This window comes from Paenibacillus macerans, assembly GCF_900454495.1.
GTDB lineage: Bacteria > Bacillota > Bacilli > Paenibacillales > Paenibacillaceae > Fontibacillus > Fontibacillus macerans.
In genome coordinates, this window is sequence record NZ_UGSI01000001.1 from 442698 (window position 1) to 461179 (window position 18482).

General features: G+C 54.2%; 21 protein-coding genes. 16 read left to right on the top strand and 5 right to left on the bottom strand.

Annotated features, from left to right (window positions below):
* Nucleotides 1-6: 6 nt before the first annotated feature.
* From recN to DYE26_RS02010, 5 genes are all read left to right on the top strand, one after another.
* Nucleotides 7-1746, top strand: a complete 1740-nt coding sequence (recN, locus tag DYE26_RS01990) for a DNA repair protein RecN (RefSeq protein ID WP_036621781.1) — start codon at nucleotides 7-9, stop codon at nucleotides 1744-1746.
* A 99-nt stretch (nucleotides 1747-1845) separates the two neighbouring features.
* A complete protein-coding gene (gene spoIVB, locus DYE26_RS01995; RefSeq protein ID WP_036621783.1) occupies nucleotides 1846-3177 on the top strand; it encodes a SpoIVB peptidase in 1332 nt (443 codons plus the stop codon).
* Between the two features lie 242 nt (nucleotides 3178-3419).
* Nucleotides 3420-4226 carry a sporulation transcription factor Spo0A gene (gene spo0A / locus DYE26_RS02000; protein ID WP_036621785.1) on the top strand — a complete coding sequence of 269 codons (807 nt, stop codon included), beginning with the start codon at nucleotides 3420-3422 and terminating at the stop codon, nucleotides 4224-4226.
* An 805-nt stretch (nucleotides 4227-5031) separates the two neighbouring features.
* Entirely contained in the window at nucleotides 5032-5340 is a 309-nt protein-coding gene (locus DYE26_RS02005) for an ArsR/SmtB family transcription factor (RefSeq protein ID WP_036621788.1), read from the top strand.
* Nucleotides 5341-5357: 17 nt separating this feature from the next.
* Nucleotides 5358-5576 (top strand): hypothetical protein, encoded by a 219-nt coding sequence (locus DYE26_RS02010; protein ID WP_036621790.1) that lies wholly within the window; start codon nucleotides 5358-5360, stop codon nucleotides 5574-5576.
* A 55-nt stretch (nucleotides 5577-5631) separates the two neighbouring features.
* On the opposite strand, the gene DYE26_RS02015 is transcribed toward DYE26_RS02010, so the two are convergent.
* Nucleotides 5632-5937, bottom strand: a complete 306-nt coding sequence (locus DYE26_RS02015; protein ID WP_036621794.1) for a DUF2627 domain-containing protein — start codon at nucleotides 5935-5937, stop codon at nucleotides 5632-5634.
* Between the two features lie 187 nt (nucleotides 5938-6124).
* Between DYE26_RS02015 and lpdA the strand changes: the two genes are divergently transcribed.
* The 5 genes from lpdA (at nucleotide 6125) to lipB (ending at nucleotide 11929) form a co-directional block, all read left to right on the top strand.
* Nucleotides 6125-7546, top strand: coding sequence for a dihydrolipoyl dehydrogenase (gene lpdA / locus DYE26_RS02020; protein ID WP_036621795.1), 1422 nt, complete (start codon nucleotides 6125-6127; stop codon nucleotides 7544-7546).
* Between the two features lie 191 nt (nucleotides 7547-7737).
* On the top strand, nucleotides 7738-8760 hold the full coding sequence (locus DYE26_RS02025; RefSeq protein ID WP_036621798.1) for a thiamine pyrophosphate-dependent dehydrogenase E1 component subunit alpha: 1023 nt from the start codon (nucleotides 7738-7740) through the stop codon (nucleotides 8758-8760).
* Between the two features lie 3 nt (nucleotides 8761-8763).
* A complete protein-coding gene (locus DYE26_RS02030; RefSeq protein WP_036621800.1) occupies nucleotides 8764-9750 on the top strand; it encodes an alpha-ketoacid dehydrogenase subunit beta in 987 nt (328 codons plus the stop codon).
* 16 nt (nucleotides 9751-9766) lie between these two features.
* Nucleotides 9767-11203, top strand: coding sequence for a dihydrolipoamide acetyltransferase family protein (locus DYE26_RS02035; RefSeq protein ID WP_036621802.1), 1437 nt, complete (start codon nucleotides 9767-9769; stop codon nucleotides 11201-11203).
* 27 nt (nucleotides 11204-11230) lie between these two features.
* Nucleotides 11231-11929, top strand: a complete 699-nt coding sequence (gene lipB / locus DYE26_RS02040; protein WP_036621805.1) for a lipoyl(octanoyl) transferase LipB — start codon at nucleotides 11231-11233, stop codon at nucleotides 11927-11929.
* On the opposite strand, the gene prli42 is transcribed toward lipB, so the two are convergent.
* Nucleotides 11919-12017 carry a stressosome-associated protein Prli42 gene (gene prli42, locus DYE26_RS02045; RefSeq protein ID WP_115311167.1) on the bottom strand — a complete coding sequence of 33 codons (99 nt, stop codon included), beginning with the start codon at nucleotides 12015-12017 and terminating at the stop codon, nucleotides 11919-11921. The genes lipB and prli42 overlap by 11 nt on opposite strands.
* A gap of 72 nt (nucleotides 12018-12089) precedes the next feature.
* Between prli42 and DYE26_RS02050 the strand changes: the two genes are divergently transcribed.
* The gene (locus DYE26_RS02050; RefSeq protein WP_036621808.1) at nucleotides 12090-13217 is read left to right on the top strand and encodes a M20/M25/M40 family metallo-hydrolase; all 1128 of its coding nucleotides are present in this window, start codon (nucleotides 12090-12092) and stop codon (nucleotides 13215-13217) included.
* A gap of 56 nt (nucleotides 13218-13273) precedes the next feature.
* Here the strand turns inward: DYE26_RS02050 and DYE26_RS02055 are convergent, their stop codons facing one another.
* Nucleotides 13274-13837 carry a hypothetical protein gene (locus DYE26_RS02055; protein ID WP_036621811.1) on the bottom strand — a complete coding sequence of 188 codons (564 nt, stop codon included), beginning with the start codon at nucleotides 13835-13837 and terminating at the stop codon, nucleotides 13274-13276.
* A gap of 3 nt (nucleotides 13838-13840) precedes the next feature.
* Nucleotides 13841-14020: a hypothetical protein gene (locus DYE26_RS02060; protein WP_036621812.1), complete on the bottom strand. Its 180-nt coding sequence runs from the start codon at nucleotides 14018-14020 to the stop codon at nucleotides 13841-13843.
* Nucleotides 14021-14140: 120 nt separating this feature from the next.
* On the opposite strand from DYE26_RS02060, the gene DYE26_RS02065 reads away from it, so the two are divergent.
* From DYE26_RS02065 to spoIIM, 3 genes are all read left to right on the top strand, one after another.
* The gene (locus DYE26_RS02065) at nucleotides 14141-14698 is read left to right on the top strand and encodes an NUDIX hydrolase (protein ID WP_036621815.1); all 558 of its coding nucleotides are present in this window, start codon (nucleotides 14141-14143) and stop codon (nucleotides 14696-14698) included.
* A gap of 3 nt (nucleotides 14699-14701) precedes the next feature.
* A complete protein-coding gene (locus tag DYE26_RS02070) occupies nucleotides 14702-15898 on the top strand; it encodes an endonuclease Q family protein (RefSeq protein WP_036621818.1) in 1197 nt (398 codons plus the stop codon).
* 95 nt (nucleotides 15899-15993) lie between these two features.
* A complete protein-coding gene (gene spoIIM, locus DYE26_RS02075; protein WP_036621821.1) occupies nucleotides 15994-16632 on the top strand; it encodes a stage II sporulation protein M in 639 nt (212 codons plus the stop codon).
* Between the two features lie 491 nt (nucleotides 16633-17123).
* On the opposite strand, the gene DYE26_RS35050 is transcribed toward spoIIM, so the two are convergent.
* Nucleotides 17124-17342: a DUF6199 family natural product biosynthesis protein gene (locus DYE26_RS35050; RefSeq protein ID WP_036621827.1), complete on the bottom strand. Its 219-nt coding sequence runs from the start codon at nucleotides 17340-17342 to the stop codon at nucleotides 17124-17126.
* 154 nt (nucleotides 17343-17496) lie between these two features.
* On the opposite strand from DYE26_RS35050, the gene fur reads away from it, so the two are divergent.
* Nucleotides 17497-17970, top strand: a complete 474-nt coding sequence (gene fur / locus DYE26_RS02090; protein WP_036621828.1) for a ferric iron uptake transcriptional regulator — start codon at nucleotides 17497-17499, stop codon at nucleotides 17968-17970.
* A 207-nt stretch (nucleotides 17971-18177) separates the two neighbouring features.
* Complete coding sequence (locus DYE26_RS02095) at nucleotides 18178-18414, top strand: DUF4227 family protein (protein WP_036621831.1); 237 nt, start codon at nucleotides 18178-18180, stop codon at nucleotides 18412-18414.
* Nucleotides 18415-18482 lie beyond the last annotated feature (68 nt).

An 18482-nucleotide genomic window follows, 5' to 3' on the forward strand; every position in this document is an offset into this window, starting at 1 on the left:
CTTCACATGTTGGTTCATTTATCGATTCGCAATTTGGCTGTTGTTGAAGCGGTGGATATTTCGTTTGCTTCCGGTTTTCATGTACTGACGGGCGAAACGGGCGCCGGCAAATCGATTATTATCGATGCGCTTGGCTTGATTGCGGGAGGCCGCGGCTCGGCCGACTTAATCCGTTACGGCTGCGACAAAGCCGAAATGGAGGCATCCTTCGACCTGCCCGAGCATCATCCGGTTTGGACTGCGTTAAGCCGGTTAGGCATCGGCGGCGATCCCGGAGAACTGCTGATCATCCGCCGGGAAATCAGCATGCAGGGCAAAAGCTCGGCCAGAGTCAACGGCCAGCTCGTCAATCTGTCGATGCTGCGCGAAGTCGGCGATCAATTGATCAATCTGCACGGACAGCACGAGCATCAGACGCTGCTCCGCCCGGAGCGCCACCTGGAGCTGCTGGACGCCTACGGCGCCGGCGCGATCGAGCCGATCAAAACGAAATATCAGCAGACTTATGCCGAATTTGTCCGGATCGATAAAGAATACAGCGAGCTTCGCAATACGAGTCAGCAGGCCCTGCAAATGCTGGATCTGTACCGGTTCCAGATCAACGAAATCGCCGCGGCCTCCTTAAAACCGGGCGAAGATGAATTGCTTAACGAGGAAAAGGTCAAGCTATCCCATAGCGAGAAGATGATGGACTCGGTGTCCCGGGCTTATGAACTGCTGTACGGGCCGCAAGGGCTCGATGCCGTCGCCAAGGCGATCGCCCGCTTAAGCGAGGTCGCGGGCTACGACAGCAAAGGGATTGCTCCGCTGGTCGAACAGCTGCAGTCCGCTTATTACCAATTGGAGGACTCGGCATACGGTTTGCGGGGATACCGGGAGCGCATCGAATTTAACCCCGAACGGCTCGAGGAAGTGGAGGAACGGCTTGATTTGATTTCCACCCTGCGGCGCAAATACGGAGACGATGTTCAGGGGATTTTGGATTATTACGAAAAAATCCGCAAGGAAGCGGACACGCTTGAAAATAAGGACGAACTGCTGGAGCAGCTGCAAGCCAAACGTTCGGAAATGACGTCCAAGCTGTTGGCGGAGGCTGCCGAATTAAGCGCTGTACGGCAGCAAATCGCCACGGATCTTGCGGAACAAATCGAAAGCGAATTGAAGGATTTGCAAATGGAGCGGACCAGTTTGCAGGTCAAACTAACCTGGAATGAAGACCCGCAAGGCTTGGAGTGGCAAGGCAAAAAGGTAAGGCCCGGCAAGCAGGGAATCGACAGCGCGGAATTCCTCATTTCCCCCAACCCGGGGGAACCGCTCAGACCGCTGAGTAAAATCGCTTCCGGCGGCGAATTGTCCCGGATGATGCTGGCTTTAAAGAGCATTTTTGCCCGCCATGATCAAGTGCCTGTATTGATTTTTGACGAGGTGGATACGGGAGTTAGCGGGCGCGCCGCCCAATCGATCGCCAACAAGCTGTCGCGGTTGTCCGGCGCGTGCCAGGTTTTTGCCATTACGCATCTTCCTCAGGTGGCTTGTATGGCGGATCGTCAGTATTTAATCGAAAAAATTGTGGACGATGGCCGGACGATGACCCGCGTAAACCCCTTGGATGCGGCAGGGCGCGTAAACGAGCTTGCCCGCATGCTGGGCGGCGTGGAAATCACGAAAAAGACACGGCACCATGCTCATGAAATGCTGAAGCTGGCACAGGCGCAGAAGGATGGCTTATTAAGTACGGCACAATGATTGACAGTAATAAAAGACCTGCCCCGGGGTATCTTAAGGGTACGCAATTGGCGACCACCTTTTCGTCAAGCGAAAGAAGCTAAGGGAGCGTGACAGCCATTGAACCCGAACCTCAGGAAAAGAATGCTCGGTCTTTTACTTGCTTTCTTCTTTTGTTTCATCGGTACGTCCGCAGCAAAGGGACACGCGCCTGTTCTGCCGGACCAACTGCGCCTGTTCCAAGGCCAAGGCACGCAAATTTCGTTAGCACTTCCCGTACAGGCCGAAGTCAGCGTCGATCGGCCCGATGTCATCCGCTTAAACGGGCAGCCTAACCCTTCCATGAAAGTGTCTTTGGGACATCCGCTCAAGCTTTCGTCGCTTCGGAGCGGAGAAGCCAAACTCCGCATGAAATTATTCGGTCAAATTCCTCTTAAGACCGTAAAGGTCAACGTAATTCCTGATTTAAAAGTGATTCCCGGCGGTCAAACGATTGGAGTTAAAGTGAAATCAGCGGGAATTTTAGTGGTTGGCCACCATCAGGTGCTCACGGACACGAGCAAGCTGTCTCCCGGCGAGGCGGCGGGAATTGAGGCCGGAGATTTGATCACGCACATCAACGGCATTAAGTTGAAGGATGTTCGAGATGTGGCGGAAATCGCCGAAGCGGCCGGTAAGAGCAAACGACCGATGCAGGTAACCTACCAACGGGACAGCAAGGAATACACGACTTCTTTAACTCCGGCATTTGACAAGCAAGATCGCGCATGGCGGCTGGGGCTGTATATACGCGATTCAGCGGCAGGGGTAGGCACTTTGACGTTTTACGCTCCTGAACAAGGTGTATATGGGGCGTTAGGTCATATTATTACCGATATGAATACCCAAACGCCGATTGTCGTGGGCAGCGGTCAAATTTTGCAATCCAGCGTTACCTCGATTTCCAAAAGCGAAAGCGGGGAGCCCGGTGAAAAACGCGCCCACTTTTTGAAGGAAGGCAAAATGCTTGGTACTATTGAACGCAACACGCATTTTGGAATTTTCGGAAAGATGTCGCAAAATCCGGAGCACAGCGTTTATCAGAAACCGGTGCCCGTAGCGTTTGCCGAGGAAGTCAAAGAAGGTCCCGCTGAAATTTTAACGGTTGTGGAAGGACAGCGGGTCGAGCGTTTTAAAGTCGAGATCGTGCATGTTTCCAAACAAAGCGTGCCGGAAACGAAAGGACTGGTCCTGCGGATCACGGATCCACGGCTGGTCGAGAAAACCGGCGGGATCGTGCAAGGGATGAGCGGCAGCCCGATTATGCAAAACGGAAAGCTGATCGGCGCCGTGACCCATGTGTTTGTAAACGATCCGAAATCCGGTTACGGTTGCTTTATTGAATGGATGCTGCAGGATGCGGGAATATTGGAACGTCCCCAGAACACTTTCCAAAATCTTAAGGCGAGCTAAAAGCCTTAAGATTTTTTCCTTTTTGTCGACATGCGGCAAGCAGAATGATGTATAGGTTTGTCGAAAACATACGAACAACATCGCTTTGTGTAAATAAATAATTTATTATATCTTAACTCCGCAAAAAAATAAAGAAAAATAATTTTCGACAGAAGGAATTTACTTTTGTGTGTCGAATCCTTATTCTGGGAAGAAGAGAATAACAAAAAACTATCCATTTACTTGAAGGAGGAAGTTGGAAAGTGCAGAAAATCGAAGTGTTGTTGGCGGATGATAACCGGGAATTTACGAATTTGCTTGCGGAATATATTTCGGAGCAGGACGACATGATCGTCTCCGGAATCGCCTATAACGGAGAAGAAGTGCTGGAGATGATCGAAAACGCGGCCAAAGTACCGGATGTTCTGATCTTGGATATCATCATGCCGCACCTGGATGGTTTGGGCGTGTTGGAACGTATCCGTGATTTGAATCTGAATCCGCAGCCTAAAATCATCATGCTGACTGCCTTCGGGCAAGAGAACATTACGCAGCGTGCCGTCCAGCTCGGCGCTTCTTACTACATTTTGAAGCCGTTTGACATGGAGGTGCTCGCCAATCGAATTCGTCAGCTCGTTGGCGTACAGCATATGACGACCGGCGGAGCTCCTGCGGCCGTCTTTACGAAATCGAACGTTGTTCCGCTTGGCAAAGGCAAAAACCTGGATGCGAATATTACTTCGATCATTCATGAAATCGGAGTTCCGGCGCATATTAAGGGTTACCAGTATTTGCGCGAAGCCATCACGATGGTTTACAACAACATCGAAATTTTGGGTGCCATCACGAAAACGCTGTATCCGGCGATCGCGGAGAAATTCAAGACGACGCCATCCCGTGTGGAACGCGCCATCCGGCATGCGATTGAAGTCGCCTGGACGCGTGGCAACATCGATTCCATCAGCCATTTGTTCGGCTACACGATCAATATTTCCAAATCCAAACCAACCAACAGCGAATTTATCGCAATGGTGGCCGACAAGCTGAGAATTGAGCACAAAGTGTCGTGAAAGGGTAAGGAGTAATGGTACGGCAAAGGATTTCGGATTTTGGCAACGGCATCTAGCCAGTTTAATTTTGGAGGCAAATATCCAAAAAAACCAAAAATACCGCTTATTTATTGGTTCCTTCGGAAACCGGTAAAGGAGCGGTGTTTTTTAACATTATAGAAGGCTCAAAACCGAGATCAGTGCTTGACAAATAAATTATGACTGCCTTGGTATCCTGCATGCTGCTTTGCATGATTATCCCTCTTGTTCAGGGGGTAGAGGGTGGGGGATACTCACGGTCCTTTCATTTTTCTTCTCCTGAATTTATCTTCCTCTCTGCTTCCGGATCAAATGGGATAATCGTGCAAAGCGTCCGGACAGCGGATGTTGATCTGCTGACCAACTCTTTATGAAGCGGAACGCGAAGTTCCAAAAATTCGTTTACCTACAGGTTGTGCATAGAATGGCCTCCTTATTCTTCTGCAAATCAGCTGTTTTTTTGTTAAGCCGTGAGTTAATCCGAAATTGATATGGAGTCACGCATCGCTGATAACACTGACAGTAAGCTCGGAAAGTATTAATAACTTTTGAGCTTTTTTATTCGAACGGAATGCATGAAGCGTAACGGCGACACTAAGGCGGGGTCAAAGACAACAGATAAAACGAAATTTGTAAATCATCTTGCCGGAACATACATGTACTAGATCACCAATGCAAGCGGCCGCTTTTCATTTTTGCGGGTTGTGCGGGTTGACAAGATGCGCCGGCAGAGATATTCTGCCAAAGAACATATGCTCATGTACAATAATTGCTGGAGGCAGTTTTCATGGAAAAAGATGTGCATTCGTTTTTGAGTCCGGATACGCTCGAAAAAGTTTCGACGATTTTCAAAGCGCTGTCGGATCCTACCCGAATTAAAATTTTGTATTTGCTCTCCGAAGAGGAATGTTCGGTGACGCATATGTCGGAGGTGCTGAACTTGTCGCAATCGGCGGTATCCCATCAGCTTAGCATGCTGAGGAATTTGCGCCTGGTGAAATACCGCAGGGAAGCAAACACGCTGTACTACAGCTGCGATGACGGGCATGTCATCTCGCTGCTGACCCAGGCGATCCAGCACGCTAAATGCGATTAAGAGAGGATGAGGGGATGATGGAGAACGATTTGGAGTTGGATTTTGATTTGGAATCTTGCCGGGAATTGGCGGAGCGTTCCGGGCTAAGCGAAGCGGACAGACAACTTGTGCGCGAGCTGATCGGCCAAGCGGAAAAGCTGTCGGCGGAGAATGTCCGGCTGCGCAAAGCGCTGCTGCGGGCTTCCCGGAACGGGGCGCGGATGTCGAGCAAACTCAAAGAAGCGTTATACGAATAAACTAAAAAAAGCTGTCCCGCGTAAGTGAAGTCAATTCGCCGGGAACAGCTTTTATTCATGTGCCGGATTGATTTTGCTCTGTTTGCGCGGGTTCTTTTTTACGAAATCTTGGTCCAACATAATTGCGTTTGCGGTCGCGGAAAAAAATCCAGCCGCCCAAAAAGCCGACGCCTGCGGCAAACAGCAGCAATCCAAAACCGAATTGCAGCCAGTCGAACGTGACTTTGGCAAGCGAATCGTCACCGTGTTTGGACATATAATCAAATAGGGCATCCTTTATTTTAAGGAACCCGGTCATGGCGGCTATGCCTGGTATCACCAGCATAAGAATGGCAATGAACCGGGAAATCATCAGCTTCATGGAGCAGGATCGTCCTTTCCGATCAGAAATGGCATTCCTCTTCATCATACCTTGTTCGGCATGTTCTGTCCATTTCAGGACCGGATTTGTATTAAGGGCAAAACAGGGTAAAATAGGAGTTGGATTTATGGCGCAAACGCATGGGACTTATATATAGCGATTTTAAAAGAATGGTGGAGATTTGATTATGGCAATCCAATGTGATGTGGCGATTTTAGGAGGGGGCACGGGAGGTTATATTGCCGCGATTCGCGCTGCCCAACTCGGCAAGGAGGTCGTAATTATCGAACAGGACAAGCTTGGCGGAACCTGCCTGCACCGCGGCTGCATTCCGAGCAAGGCGCTGCTGCGGAGCGCGGAGCTGTATGCGCAAATGAAGGAGAGCGCCGCTTTCGGCATTGAGACGAGCGGACTGACATTGGTGTTTCCCAAAGTGCAGGAAAGAAAAGGGCAAATCGTCGAGCAGCTGCACAAAGGTGTTCAATATTTAATGCGGAAGCATAATATCAAGGTGATTCAGGGCAGGGGCAGGGTCACCGGTCCTTCGATCTTTTCTCCGAAAAGCGGGGCGGTTGCCGTGGAGCTGGCGAATGGTGAAATGGAGACGGTCGTCCCGGCCAATCTGATCATCGCCACCGGTTCGCGGCCGCGTACACTGCCCGGTCTGGTTCCCGACGGAAAGCATGTGCTTAGCAGCGACGAGGCGCTCGTGTTGGAGGAGCTTCCGGGTTCGATGATCATCGTCGGCGGCGGGGTGATCGGTGTCGAATGGGCTTCCCTGCTGAGCGATTTCGGGGTGGAAGTCACGATCGTGGAAGCGGCGGATCAGCTGCTCCCGGCGGAGGACGAGGATGTGGCCCGCGAACTGCGCAAGCAGTTGGAGAAGCGGGGCGTAAAAGTGCTGACCGGGGTGAAGGTGGATCCCGAATCCTGCGAGATTCAGGAGGGGCAGGTACATATAGCGGCACTGCAGGGAGAAAAGCCGCTGCGGCTGCAGGCGGACAAGCTGCTGCTTTCGATCGGCCGGCAGGCGAACGTGGAGAACATCGGGTTGGAAAATACCGACATTGGTTTAGACCGGGGCTTCATCCGGGTAAATGAAAATATGCAGACGACGGAACCGCATATTTACGCGATCGGCGATTGCATCGGCGGTTTGCAGCTGGCCCATGCCGCAAGCCATGAGGGGCTGACGGCCGTGCATCACTTGGCCGGAGAGAGCTCGCATGCTTATCACGCCTCCCAAGTGCCGCGCTGCGTCTATACCCGCCCGGAGGTCGCTTCAGTGGGGCTTACGGCCAAAGAGGCCAAAGCCAAAGGATATGAAGTGAAGGAGGGCAAAGTTCCATTTTCGGCGATCGGGAAAGCGCTGGTGCAGGGGGAAAGCGGAGGGTTCGTCAAAATGATCGCCGATGCTCGCACGAACGACATTTTGGGCGTTCACATGATCGGTCCGCATGTCACCGAGCTGATCAGCCAGGCTGCGCTTGCGCAGCTGCTTGACGCGACACCGTGGGAAATCGGACAAGCGGTGTTTGCCCATCCGACGCTCTCGGAAATTATCGGGGAAGCGGCCTTGGTTGTCGAAGGAAACTCGCTTTCTTTATAGAGGTTGTGCTGAAAACCCGACTTTTTGAACACGCACTTATAAGCATTTCGCGGATAAAGTTTTCTTTTTGGCGGAAAAGCGTTTATAATAAGGTTATTCCAAGTCTTAGTACCAGGTTTTAAGATTAGATGTAACAAGGTGCTAATCTTGCATTTCAACCCAATGTAAGTTAAACAAAGGAGGTAACTCCCATGAACGCCAAAAGTTCAGTGCAAACCAAACCGCAACATGAGCAACTCGGATTGTCGGACACGGAAGTCGTCGAGATGTACAAATACATGGTGCTCGCGCGCAAATTCGATGAGCGCTGTCTGCTGCTGCAGCGGGCGGGGAAAATCAATTTTCATGTCTCCGGCATCGGGCAGGAAACGGCTCAGGTTGCCGCAGCGTTTGCGCTTGACCGGCAGCATGATTACTTTTTGCCCTATTACCGCGACTACGGCTTTGTAATGGCGGTAGGCATGACGTTGGAGGAACTGATGCTGTCGGCGTTCGCCAAAGCGGGCGACCCGAACAGCGGCGGACGGCAAATGCCGGGTCACTTCGGCAGCAAGCGGCTGCGCATCGTGACGGGCTCCAGCCCGGTAACGACGCAGGTCCCGCATGCCGTCGGCTTTGCTTTGGCCGCCAAAATGCAAAAAAAGACGAGCGTTTCGTACGTAACGTTTGGGGAAGGCTCCAGCAACCAGGGCGACTTCCACGAAGGCCTGAACTTTGCCGGCGTTCAGAAGCTGCCGGTCATCTTCCTGTGCGAAAACAACCAATACGCCATCTCGGTGCCGATCAAGAAGCAGCTTGGCGGCCGGGTGGTCGACCGGGCCCAGGGCTACGGCTTTCCGGGCATCCGGGTCGACGGCAACGACGCCCTTGAGGTTTACCGCATCGTGAAGGAGGCCAGGGAGCGGGCCGTTAGCGGAGAGGGGCCGACGTTGATCGAAGCGATGATGTACCGTTTGTCCCCGCACTCCACTTCGGATAACGATCTGGCTTACCGGACGAAAGAAGAAGTCGATAAGAACTGGAAAAAGGACGGCATCCCGAAAATGAAATCCTATCTGATCGAACACGGCTTATGGAGTGAGGAACGCGAAGAAGCGCTGCTTAAGGATATCCAGCAGCAGCTAAAGGACGCGCTGAAGGCGGCGGAAGACGCGCCGTACCCGAAACCGGAGGATACGCTGCTGCACGTGTACGCCAGCGAAGGAGAGGTGTAAGTTATGCCGGTAATGGAATATATCGACGCGATTCGTCTGGCGATGAAAGAGGAAATGGAGCGCGACGAAAGCGTGTTTGTGTTAGGGGAAGACGTCGGCGTCAAGGGCGGCGTGTTTACGACGACGAAAGGGCTGCAGGAGCAGTTCGGGGAGATGCGCGTGATCGATACGCCGCTGGCGGAATCGGCGATCGCCGGCGTGGCGATCGGCGCGGCCATGTACGGCATGAAGCCGATTGCCGAAATGCAGTATTCGGATTTTATGCTGCCGGCCACGAACCAAATTATTAGCGAGGCGGCGAAGATCCGCTACCGTTCCAACAACGACTGGAATTGTCCTGTCGTGGTGCGCGCGCCGATCGGCGGCGGCATTTTTGGCGGGCTGTACCATTCCCAGTGCCCGGAATCGATCTTTTTTGGCACCCCGGGCCTGAAAATCGTCGCCCCTTATTCGGCTTACGATGCCAAGGGCTTGCTGAAAGCGGCGATTCGCGACCCCGATCCCGTGCTGTTCTTTGAGAACAAGAAATGCTACAAGCTGATTAAAGAGGACGTCCCCGAGGACGATTACATCGTGCCGATCGGCCAGGCGAAGGTGCTGCGCGAAGGCACGGACATTACCGTGATCGGCTACAGTCTGCCGCTGCATTTCGCGATGCAGGCCGCCGCGGAGCTGGAGGCGGAGCAGGGCATCAGCGCGCATATCTTGGACTTGCGCACGCTCCAGCCGCTGGACCGCGAGGCGATTATTGCGGCGGCCCGTAAAACCGGCAAAGTGCTGATCGTGCACGAGGACAATAAAACCGGCGGCATCGGCGCCGAGGTGGCGGCGATCGTTTCCGAGGAGTGCCTGTTCGAGCTGGATGCGCCGATTGGGAGATTGTGCGGGCCGGACGTGCCGGCGATGCCGATCAGTCCGCCGATGGAGAAGTTTTTTATGCTTAGCAAGGATAAAGTCAAAGAAGCGATGCTTCAATTGGCGCTTTATTAACGGGAGTGAGGATTTCATGCCAAACCAAAAAACGTTTACCGACGTCGCGTTGCCCCAGCTAGCGGAATCGCTCGTTTCCGCGACCATCGGAAAGTGGCTGAAAAAGCCGGGAGATCCGGTCGAGCAATACGAACCGATTTGCGAAGTGATCACGGATAAAGTCAACGCTGAAATTCCGTCGACGGTGGACGGGATTATGGGCGAACTCCTGGCCCAGGAAGGTCAGGAAATCCAGGTGGGAACGGTCATCTGCCGGATCGAGACGGCTGCGGAGGCGGCCGGTTCCACAGCCGGCGATACATCCCTGGCTACCGCCGGACCAGGTTCGACGGTGGCCCCTGCGCCGAGCCTCGCGGCAAGCGACGGTACGCAGCGCAGCCGTTACTCGCCGGCGGTGCAGACGCTGGCGGCCGAACACGGCCTGGATCTGCGCCAGATCGCCGGCACCGGGCTGGGCGGGCGCGTGACCCGCAAGGACGTGCTGGCCTTTATCGAGCGCGGCGGGGCCGCTTCGGCGGCTTCTGCATCCGCGGGAGCAGCGGCCAACCAGCCGGCGCAGCCATCGCAGCAGCAGCCGGCTCAGCCGGGCGCAGCATCTGCGGCAGCGGCACCGGTTGAGCCGGCCCCGTACGCCGCTCCGGCCAGCCCGATCCCGGCCGGACTGAACGCCGCCGTTTCCGAGCCGGTTCGCAATTCCGGCCTGCATTTGACGGAAACGCCGCGTATTCCGACGATCGAAGTGGAGAATGGCGACCGCTCCGAATATTTCATCGACGTGACCCCGATCCGCAACACGATTGCGACGCGGATGCGCCAAAGCGTGTCGGAAATTCCGCACGGCTGGATGATGATCGAGGTGGACGTGACGAACCTCGTGCAGCTCCGTAATAAGCTGAAGGATGAGTTTAAGAAAAAGGAAGGCGTCAATTTAACGTATTTGGCTTTCCTTCTTAAAGCCGTTGTCGGCGCGATCAAGGATTATCCGATCATGAACTCGGTCTGGGCGGTGGACAAAATCATCGTCAAACGGGACATCAATATCTCGCTTGCCGTAGGCACCGAAGATTCCGTCATGACGCCTGTGATCAAAAAAGCCGACCAGAAAAACATCGCCGGCCTTGCCCGGGAAATTGAAGAGCTGGCGTCGAAAGTCCGTTCCGGCAAGCTGAAGCTGGATGATATGCAGGGCGGAACGTTTACCGTGAACAACACGGGGTCCTTTGGTTCTATTTTGACGCAGCCGATCATCAATTATCCGCAGGCCGCTATTCTAACGTTCGAGTCGATCGTCAAAAGACCGGTCGTCATCAACGACATGATCGCCGTACGTTCCATGGCCAACCTTTGTTTGTCCCTTGACCACCGCATCCTGGACGGGGTCATTTGCGGCCGTTTCATGCAGCGGGTGAAGGACAATATGGAAAGCTACTCTTTGGATACTCAGGTATATTAATTCCAACCTAAAAGAGGCGAAAAGCAGATGAACAACATTCCCTTGAAAGTAATGTATTATCCGATGATGGAGTACGGGGAAGCGTGGGAACTGCAAAAGCGCTTGGTTAAAGCGATAGACGGAGAACAGCAGCAGGAGCACCTGCTGCTGCTTCAGCATCCGCCGACATATACGATCGGTTCCCAGCGCCACCCCGAGCATTTGCTGCTTGGTCCGGAAGAGCTTAAGCAGCGGGGGATTTCCGTGTTTGAAATCGACCGCGGCGGAGATATTACATACCATGGTCCGGGACAGCTGGTCGGGTATCCGCTGCTCTGGCTGGAAGCCGGCCAGGGCCTTAATTTGCACGGTTATCTGCGCCAGCTGGAGCAGGTGATTATCAATTATTTGGCCCGTTTTGGGGTGGAAGGCAGCAGGAAACCGGAATACACCGGCGTTTGGGTCGGGGATGTCAAAATTTGCGCCATCGGCGTGAAGTTTAATAAATGCCGTCATAAAAGAGGGTTTATTACGAGCCACGGCTTTGCTTTGAATGTGAAGTCGGGCATCCAGGAGGATGGCTTCCGCGGCATCATTCCCTGCGGCATTCAGGAATACGGGGTAACTTCGCTGGAAGACGTCACCGGCCGGAACTTTACCGTTGAAGAGGCTGCGCGCGATCTCGTTCCGCTGTTTTCCGCGGTGTTCGGCCGGTCCGGAGCGTTCGAGCCGGCGGTTAACGAATAAAAAGCGGCTCCAGGAAGGCGAGCAGCGTGGAAGCCAGCATCGCAAACAGCATCAAATATACGACGATTCTCATCCATTTTTTTTGCATAGAGAAAACTCCTCCAACATAAACGTATATTTTCACTTATTCTATCGTAACGAAGAAAGCGAGGAAAGTCCAATGATCAACGAAACCAGAGTCATCGGACAGTTTTTGGAGCTCGTGCAAATCGACAGCGAGACCAAACACGAACGCCTTATTGCGGATTATTTGAAAAACAAGTTGTCCGAACTTGGCTTAGGTCTGGTGGAGGACGGCTCGCAAGCCGAGACCGGCCACGGCGCCGGCAATTTGATCGCGACCCTGGCGGCCAGCGGAAGCGTTGACGCCGAGCCGTTCCTGTTCTCCTGCCACATGGATACGGTAGAGCCCGGGAAAGGGATCAAACCGGTCGTCGGCGAAGACGGATGGATCCGCAGCGACGGAACGACGATTTTGGGCGCGGACGACAAAGCCGGTCTGGCCGTACTGCTGGAAGTGATCCAGGTGCTGCGCGAACGGAATATCCCCCACGGAAAAATCCAGTTCGTCATCTCGGCCGGCGAGGAGTCGAACCTGAGAGGGGCAAGGGCGCTCGACGTCAAGCATCTGGACGCCAAATTCGGATTCGCCCTTGATACGAACGGCGAAGTCGGGACGATTTGCGTCGGGGCTCCGACCCTGGCGCGGGTCGAAATCGAAATTTTCGGCAAATCGGCGCATGCCGGGGTCAATCCGGAAGACGGCATCAGCGCGATTCAGGTCGCCGGCAAGGCGATTGCCCGGATGAATCTCGGCCGCATCGATGACGAAACGACGGCCAATATCGGAAAATTTGAAGGCGGCGGCCCGACCAATGTCGTACCGGATCACGTCAAATTGTACGGCGAGGCGCGCAGCCTTTCCCAGGTCAAGGTGGAGCGGCAGTTGGAGGAAATGAAGGAGGCCGTGGAGGCGGTCTGCCGGGAGTACGGAGCCAAAGGGAATTTTCACAGCGAGATCATGTACCGGGGATTCCTCATTTCCGAGGAGGAGACAGCGCTGCGGATTGCCCGGAAGGCGGCGGCAGCGCTGGATATGTCCGGCGATACTTTCGTCTCCGGGGGCGGCAGCGACGCCAACGTGCTGAACGGCTACGGGATTCCGACCGTAAACCTTGCGATCGGTTATGAGAACATTCATACCACCGAGGAAAAAATCAAGGCGGACGATATCGTCAAAGCGGCGGAATTCGCGCTTGAAATCGTCCGGCAGTCCTGCATCGTGTAAACGGTCCGGGAACGCGGCAGCCCAGGGCCGGAAAGGCTCCCTGGGCTGCCGTTATGTTAATGCAGCAGCGTTGCCGCCCGGGCCGGCCTGGGTTCCGTTTGTTCCGCGGAACTAACGGTGCGCCAGCCCGAGGTTTGAATAATATGTAGGGTTTGGTTGAAATCTTCCAAATACTTGCGGATTTTGATTCGCTCCGCTTCGGGCGGATGGTAGATTTCCATTCTGCGCCGCAGGTTTAACATCGCTTCCTGCAAATAACAGGAAGCCGCGCCGAAGCGGGCGGCGGCCAAATTCCCGCTCTGTTCGGCGATCGCCTCAAAGATCGCTGCGGCTTCCCGATAATATCCCTCGTCATAACGCATTTCCGCCCAAATGTAGCTAAGCTCCAAAAAAGGGGGAGATGGCCTGCTTAGCGTTTCGGGATCGATCAGGGCGATCCGTTTTTTGGCCAGCTCCGCGTAACCTGCTTTATATAAGGACTGCACCAGCGCGCTGAGCAGATGGATATCGCTTTGTCCTGCGATTTTATCGGCAAACTGGATTCGTCCTTTCTCAACGGAGTTTTGAATCAACTGGACCATTTTGGCCATGTTCTGAGGTTGTCCGATGGGACTACGCATAATTCACCCCCCGCTTTCTATTAACCTGAAACGATGCAACTGAATAACCGGGAGCCGGGAATCGATCAGATCCGTCAGTTTTGCCTCCGGCCCCGCTTCTTTCAGCCATTGCGCCAGCAAAACGCGGATTTGCCACGCCTTGCCCTGGGCCCGGACGGCGGTCGGAGAAAAGCAGCTTTTCATTTTCAAAGGCTCCTTTCCTGAGCAGGTTTGGTATAATAACAGCATATGCCCTTATTGGACAAGTTATGTGCAAGAATTCGCGCGTTTCTTTACGCGTTATATAAAAGGAGGACGTTAAACATGGCAGCTGATCAATTAAAAGAAACGACGGTTTCGACCGATCCGGTATTTTCCGGGAAAATGATCTCTTTGCAAGTCGACACGGTCAAGCTTCCCGACGGTACGCTGGCGACGCGGGAGGTTGTGAAGCATCCCGGGGCCGTTGCGGTGCTGGCGGTCCATGAGGGGCGGCTGCTGCTCGTCGATCAATACCGTCAGGCGATGGGGCGCTGCGAGCTGGAGATTCCGGCAGGCAAGCTGGAAAAGGGAGAAGATCCGCTGGAGGCGGCGGCTAGAGAGCTTCAGGAGGAGACGGGCTATACCTGCGGCAAGCTGACGCATCTGCATTCTTTTTACACGTCCCCGGGGTTCGCGGATGAGATCATCCATCTGTATTGGGCCGAGGAGCTAAGCGCCGGCGAGATGGCCCCGGATGCCGACGAATTTCTCGAAGTCCACGAGGCGACGCTGGAGGAAGCGCTGCAGCATATCGCCGAGGGCCGGATCGCCGATGCGAAGACGATTTTGGCCGTATACATCTGGCAGCTGCGGCTCACTTGGGAAACGGCGGTCCGCTAAATCATGCGGCTGGAAACAGAAGGACTGCACACCGTGTTTGCCGATCTGCACATTCATATTGGCCGGACCGGGCGGGGGGAGCCGGTCAAAATCAGCGGCAGCCGCGATCTGACCTTTGCCAACATTGCGAGGGAAGCCGCCTTGCGCAAAGGGATCGGCCTGGTCGGCATCATCGACTGCCATTCCCCCGGCGTGCAGGAGGACATTGCCCAATGTCTGGAGCGGGGGGAGATGCACGAGTTGGCCGAGGGAGGCGTCGCTTATCAAGAGACGACGCTGCTGCTCGGCAGCGAGCTGGAGATTCGCGAGCCGGGGATGGGGCCGGCGCATTTGCTGGCGTTTTTTCCGACGTTTGCCGCGATTCGCGGGTTTACCGGCTGGCTGGAAAAAAGGATGAAAAACGTCATGTTAAGCTCGCAGCGCGTATACACGCCGGCGCGTACACTGCAGGAAGAGGTGTATGCGCGCGGGGGAATGATCATTCCGGCGCATATTTTTACGCCGCACCGCAGCATTTACGGCAGCTGTGCGCCGCGCATGGACGACGTGCTCGACACGGCGCTGATCAGCGCCGTCGAGCTGGGCCTAAGCGCCGACAGCGAAATGGCCGGGCTGATCAGCGAACTGGATCCGTTTACGATCCTGACCAATTCGGACGCCCATTCACTCGGCAAGATCGGCCGGGAATACAACGAGCTGCTGCTTGTCGCGGCAAATTACCGGGAGTTCGCCAAAGCGCTGAAGCAAGAGGACGGCCGGCGCGTCGCCGGCAATTACGGGCTGAATCCCCGGCTCGGCAAATACCACCGGACATACTGCGGCAACTGCAGCTATATTATCGACGAAGCGGAGGCGGCGGTGGAACGCTGCCCGTATTGCGGCAGCCCGAAGCTGGTGCGCGGCGTATACGACCGGATTCGCTCGATCGCGGACCGTCAGGCGCCCGCTGTTCCGGCGCACCGGCCGCCGTACCACTACCAGGTGCCGCTGGAGTTTATCCCGGGCCTGGGCCCGGCGAAGCTGGAGCTGCTGCTTGCCGCATTCGGCACCGAGATGAACATCCTGCACCATGTCCCGGAAGCGAAGCTCGCCGAAGTCGCCGGGCCGGAACTGGCCGCCCGGATTGCCGAGGCGCGAAGCGGCAGGCTGGAGCTGGCCGCCGGGGGCGGGGGGATTTACGGCAAAGTGAAGAAATCCTGAGCGCTGGCAGGCGCTGGTTAGGCATAAGGAAGGAAGCTTGTTCATAAATTTTTTCTAAGGCACAAGTATTTGAACAAGCGAGGAGGCTTTCTTACATGCTTCAACCGATACGCCATGCGCTTAAGGATCAAACCCCGTTGTACGTATTCGTTGCGGTGCTGTTTTTAATGGGCGTCGTGTTCGGAGCGCTGATGGTCAATGCGCTGACGCTGGAGCAGCAGCAGGATTTATCGCGATATTTCGGCGACTTTTTCTTATCGATCAACGAAGGCGGAACGGAGTTTCAGCCGATGTCGTACTGGGAGGTCGCCGTTTTACATTTGAAATGGCTGGGTTTGATATGGCTGCTTGGACTTTCCGTGATCGGTCTTCCGGGGATACTGATTCTCGATTTTTTGAAAGGCGTATTAATCGGCTTTACGGTGGGCTGCCTGGTCGGGCAATACACTTGGAAAGGGCTGCTGTTCGCCCTCGTTTCGATTGCGCCGCATAATCTGATCGTCATCCCCGCTTTGTTGATTGCGAGCGTGGCCGCCGTCAGTTTTTCGCTGAACATCATCCGATCGCGGGTCCTGCTCAGCCGCAGCGGCAACGCATCGCGCCCGTTTCTCTCCTACACCGGCCTGACGCTGGCGATGGCAGCCGTGCTGCTCGCGGTATCTTCGTTCGAAACATGGGTCACCCCCGCGATGATGGCTTGGGTTACTCCTATGATATCGCCGAATGCCTTGTAGTCGCATTTACTGCAAATCGTCTGCATTCGGGATGCTACCGAAGTGAATTTTCACTTTTTCGGAAGCATCCTGTTTCATTTTCTCTTAGAAGGGAACGTTCCCGTCGCCGCGAACGAAATACAGATTCGGATCGTATAGGCCCGGGCAGTACGTCCGGAATATGACGGACGTTCGGATGCTGGTGCAGCCGCCTGCCAACCAAAGGCCGGCAGGGATTGTAGAATTGGGAGTACATCGGCCTTTAAAATAGCGGCATTTTATGTACTTATTTTTCTAAGAATGGTCCAGAAATACGGGGATTTCATTGCGGCGGGGAAAATAACGGCATAAACCGCCTCTATTTCTTTCGAACGAACGGAAATCTCCGGAATAGCGGGCTTTTTTTCCTTTATTTTTCGCTGGAGTTGCTTGGGGAGATTTTTGGCAGGTTTTGTTTCGGTGGCAACACAAAAAAGCACCGCTGCCGCTGATTTTAAGAGGAGTCCAGCTCCTCACAGCAGGCTCAGAATGCCGAATATCCAAAAAATTACACCTAACGCTATGCTGATAACCCCGGCAAATTTGATGTAGCCGATAAAGCCGGCGCTTGGGTCCGAGTCCTTTTGCAAACCTATTGGCCGAAAAAGCCAAGACGTTGGCTTCTTGATCGCAAATATGCCCAAACAGACGACTAGAGCTCCAAGCAGGAGCAGAAAAATAGTAAAAAGCACTGGATCATCTCCTTAACAAATGTTACGGGCAGGATGGGGTATGGTTTCAGACTCTAGCAAAATGTTTGACTTTGTGGAATGACTCCCCCTATAATGAAAGAAGTGGTTATTGAAGTTTAATTGGATGTGCGGGAATGGCTGGGGGAGGGAGAACATGGAAGCAAAGATCGAAAAAATCAAACAACAGCTGCAATCCCACGGTTACAAATTGACGCCCCAGCGGGAAGCCACGGTACGCGTGTTGCTCGAAAACGAAGACGATCATTTAAGCGCGGAAGATGTTTTTATGCTCGTTAAGGATAAAGCGCCGGAAATCGGACTGGCGACCGTATATCGCACATTGGAACTGCTCAGCGAGCTCCATGTTGTCGAGAAGATCAACTTCGGCGACGGGGTGGCCCGGTACGATTTGCGCACGGACACGACAAAACATCACCATCATCACCTGATTTGCGTGCAGTGCGGGGCGATGGACGAAATTCGCGAGGACTGGCTCGGCCCGTTAGAGGAGCGGCTGGAGAAAGAGTTTAATTTTACGGTGTTGGACCACCGCCTGGATTTTCAGGGGATCTGTCACCGGTGTAAAGATAAAAACAACGACCCGTCGGGGACTGGGGATACGAAATAATGTTCAAGGTGAGCTCCATACGGCTGCGTGCCGTAAGGGGCTTTTTAGTTGTGTGTCGGGACTTCTATGTCAGCGGAAGCCGAGCTAAAGCTCCCCGCTTTTTCCGAGGCTAACGCATACTCGTCCTTTCCTCTTTATATACTGAAAGAGAAGGCGCCTGCCCCTTGCCGGCAAGGGGGGCGAAGTTCGAGGAAAGAGGGATGACCGATGGTGATTTCGCTTCGCCGCTGGCTGCGGTCCGTCAAATATTTGCTCCTGTTTGCGGCGCTCACGTATACTTTGTATAGAACGTTTGGGCTTTTGGAGGCATATATGTTTTACGAGGATAAGTACCGGATTCCGGACGGTTCTGCCGTGAAGGTGTTTCATGCCGATCTTCCCGCCAGCGGGGAGAGGGCGTCATTGGCCGACCGGCTTAAGCTGTTTTATTGGTACGGAGAATGATGGACTTTTTTGTCCAACTTCTTGGGACGATCGGCAGGGAATCGGACCGTGAACGTGGAATATTGATC

Excerpts from the sequence above, each read along its gene's own strand:
- lipB (WP_036621805.1), top strand. The coding sequence starts at position 11,231 with ATGAACAACATTCCCTTGAAAGTAATGTATTATCCGATGATGGAGTAC.
- spoIIM (WP_036621821.1), top strand. The coding sequence starts at position 15,994 with ATGCTTCAACCGATACGCCATGCGCTTAAGGATCAAACCCCGTTGTAC.
- fur (WP_036621828.1), top strand. The coding sequence starts at position 17,497 with ATGGAAGCAAAGATCGAAAAAATCAAACAACAGCTGCAATCCCACGGT.
- DYE26_RS02065 (WP_036621815.1), top strand. The coding sequence starts at position 14,141 with ATGGCAGCTGATCAATTAAAAGAAACGACGGTTTCGACCGATCCGGTA.
- DYE26_RS02015 (WP_036621794.1), bottom strand. The coding sequence starts at position 5,937 with ATGAAGCTGATGATTTCCCGGTTCATTGCCATTCTTATGCTGGTGATA.
- DYE26_RS02055 (WP_036621811.1), bottom strand. The coding sequence starts at position 13,837 with ATGCGTAGTCCCATCGGACAACCTCAGAACATGGCCAAAATGGTCCAG.
- DYE26_RS02070 (WP_036621818.1), top strand. The coding sequence starts at position 14,702 with ATGCGGCTGGAAACAGAAGGACTGCACACCGTGTTTGCCGATCTGCAC.
- DYE26_RS02060 (WP_036621812.1), bottom strand. The coding sequence starts at position 14,020 with ATGAAAAGCTGCTTTTCTCCGACCGCCGTCCGGGCCCAGGGCAAGGCG.
- DYE26_RS02025 (WP_036621798.1), top strand. The coding sequence starts at position 7,738 with ATGAACGCCAAAAGTTCAGTGCAAACCAAACCGCAACATGAGCAACTC.
- DYE26_RS02030 (WP_036621800.1), top strand. The coding sequence starts at position 8,764 with ATGCCGGTAATGGAATATATCGACGCGATTCGTCTGGCGATGAAAGAG.
- DYE26_RS02010 (WP_036621790.1), top strand. The coding sequence starts at position 5,358 with ATGGAGAACGATTTGGAGTTGGATTTTGATTTGGAATCTTGCCGGGAA.
- DYE26_RS02095 (WP_036621831.1), top strand. The coding sequence starts at position 18,178 with ATGGTGATTTCGCTTCGCCGCTGGCTGCGGTCCGTCAAATATTTGCTC.
- DYE26_RS02035 (WP_036621802.1), top strand. The coding sequence starts at position 9,767 with ATGCCAAACCAAAAAACGTTTACCGACGTCGCGTTGCCCCAGCTAGCG.
- DYE26_RS02050 (WP_036621808.1), top strand. The coding sequence starts at position 12,090 with ATGATCAACGAAACCAGAGTCATCGGACAGTTTTTGGAGCTCGTGCAA.
- recN (WP_036621781.1), top strand. The coding sequence starts at position 7 with ATGTTGGTTCATTTATCGATTCGCAATTTGGCTGTTGTTGAAGCGGTG.
- prli42 (WP_115311167.1), bottom strand. The coding sequence starts at position 12,017 with ATGCAAAAAAAATGGATGAGAATCGTCGTATATTTGATGCTGTTTGCG.
- lpdA (WP_036621795.1), top strand. The coding sequence starts at position 6,125 with ATGGCAATCCAATGTGATGTGGCGATTTTAGGAGGGGGCACGGGAGGT.
- DYE26_RS02005 (WP_036621788.1), top strand. The coding sequence starts at position 5,032 with ATGGAAAAAGATGTGCATTCGTTTTTGAGTCCGGATACGCTCGAAAAA.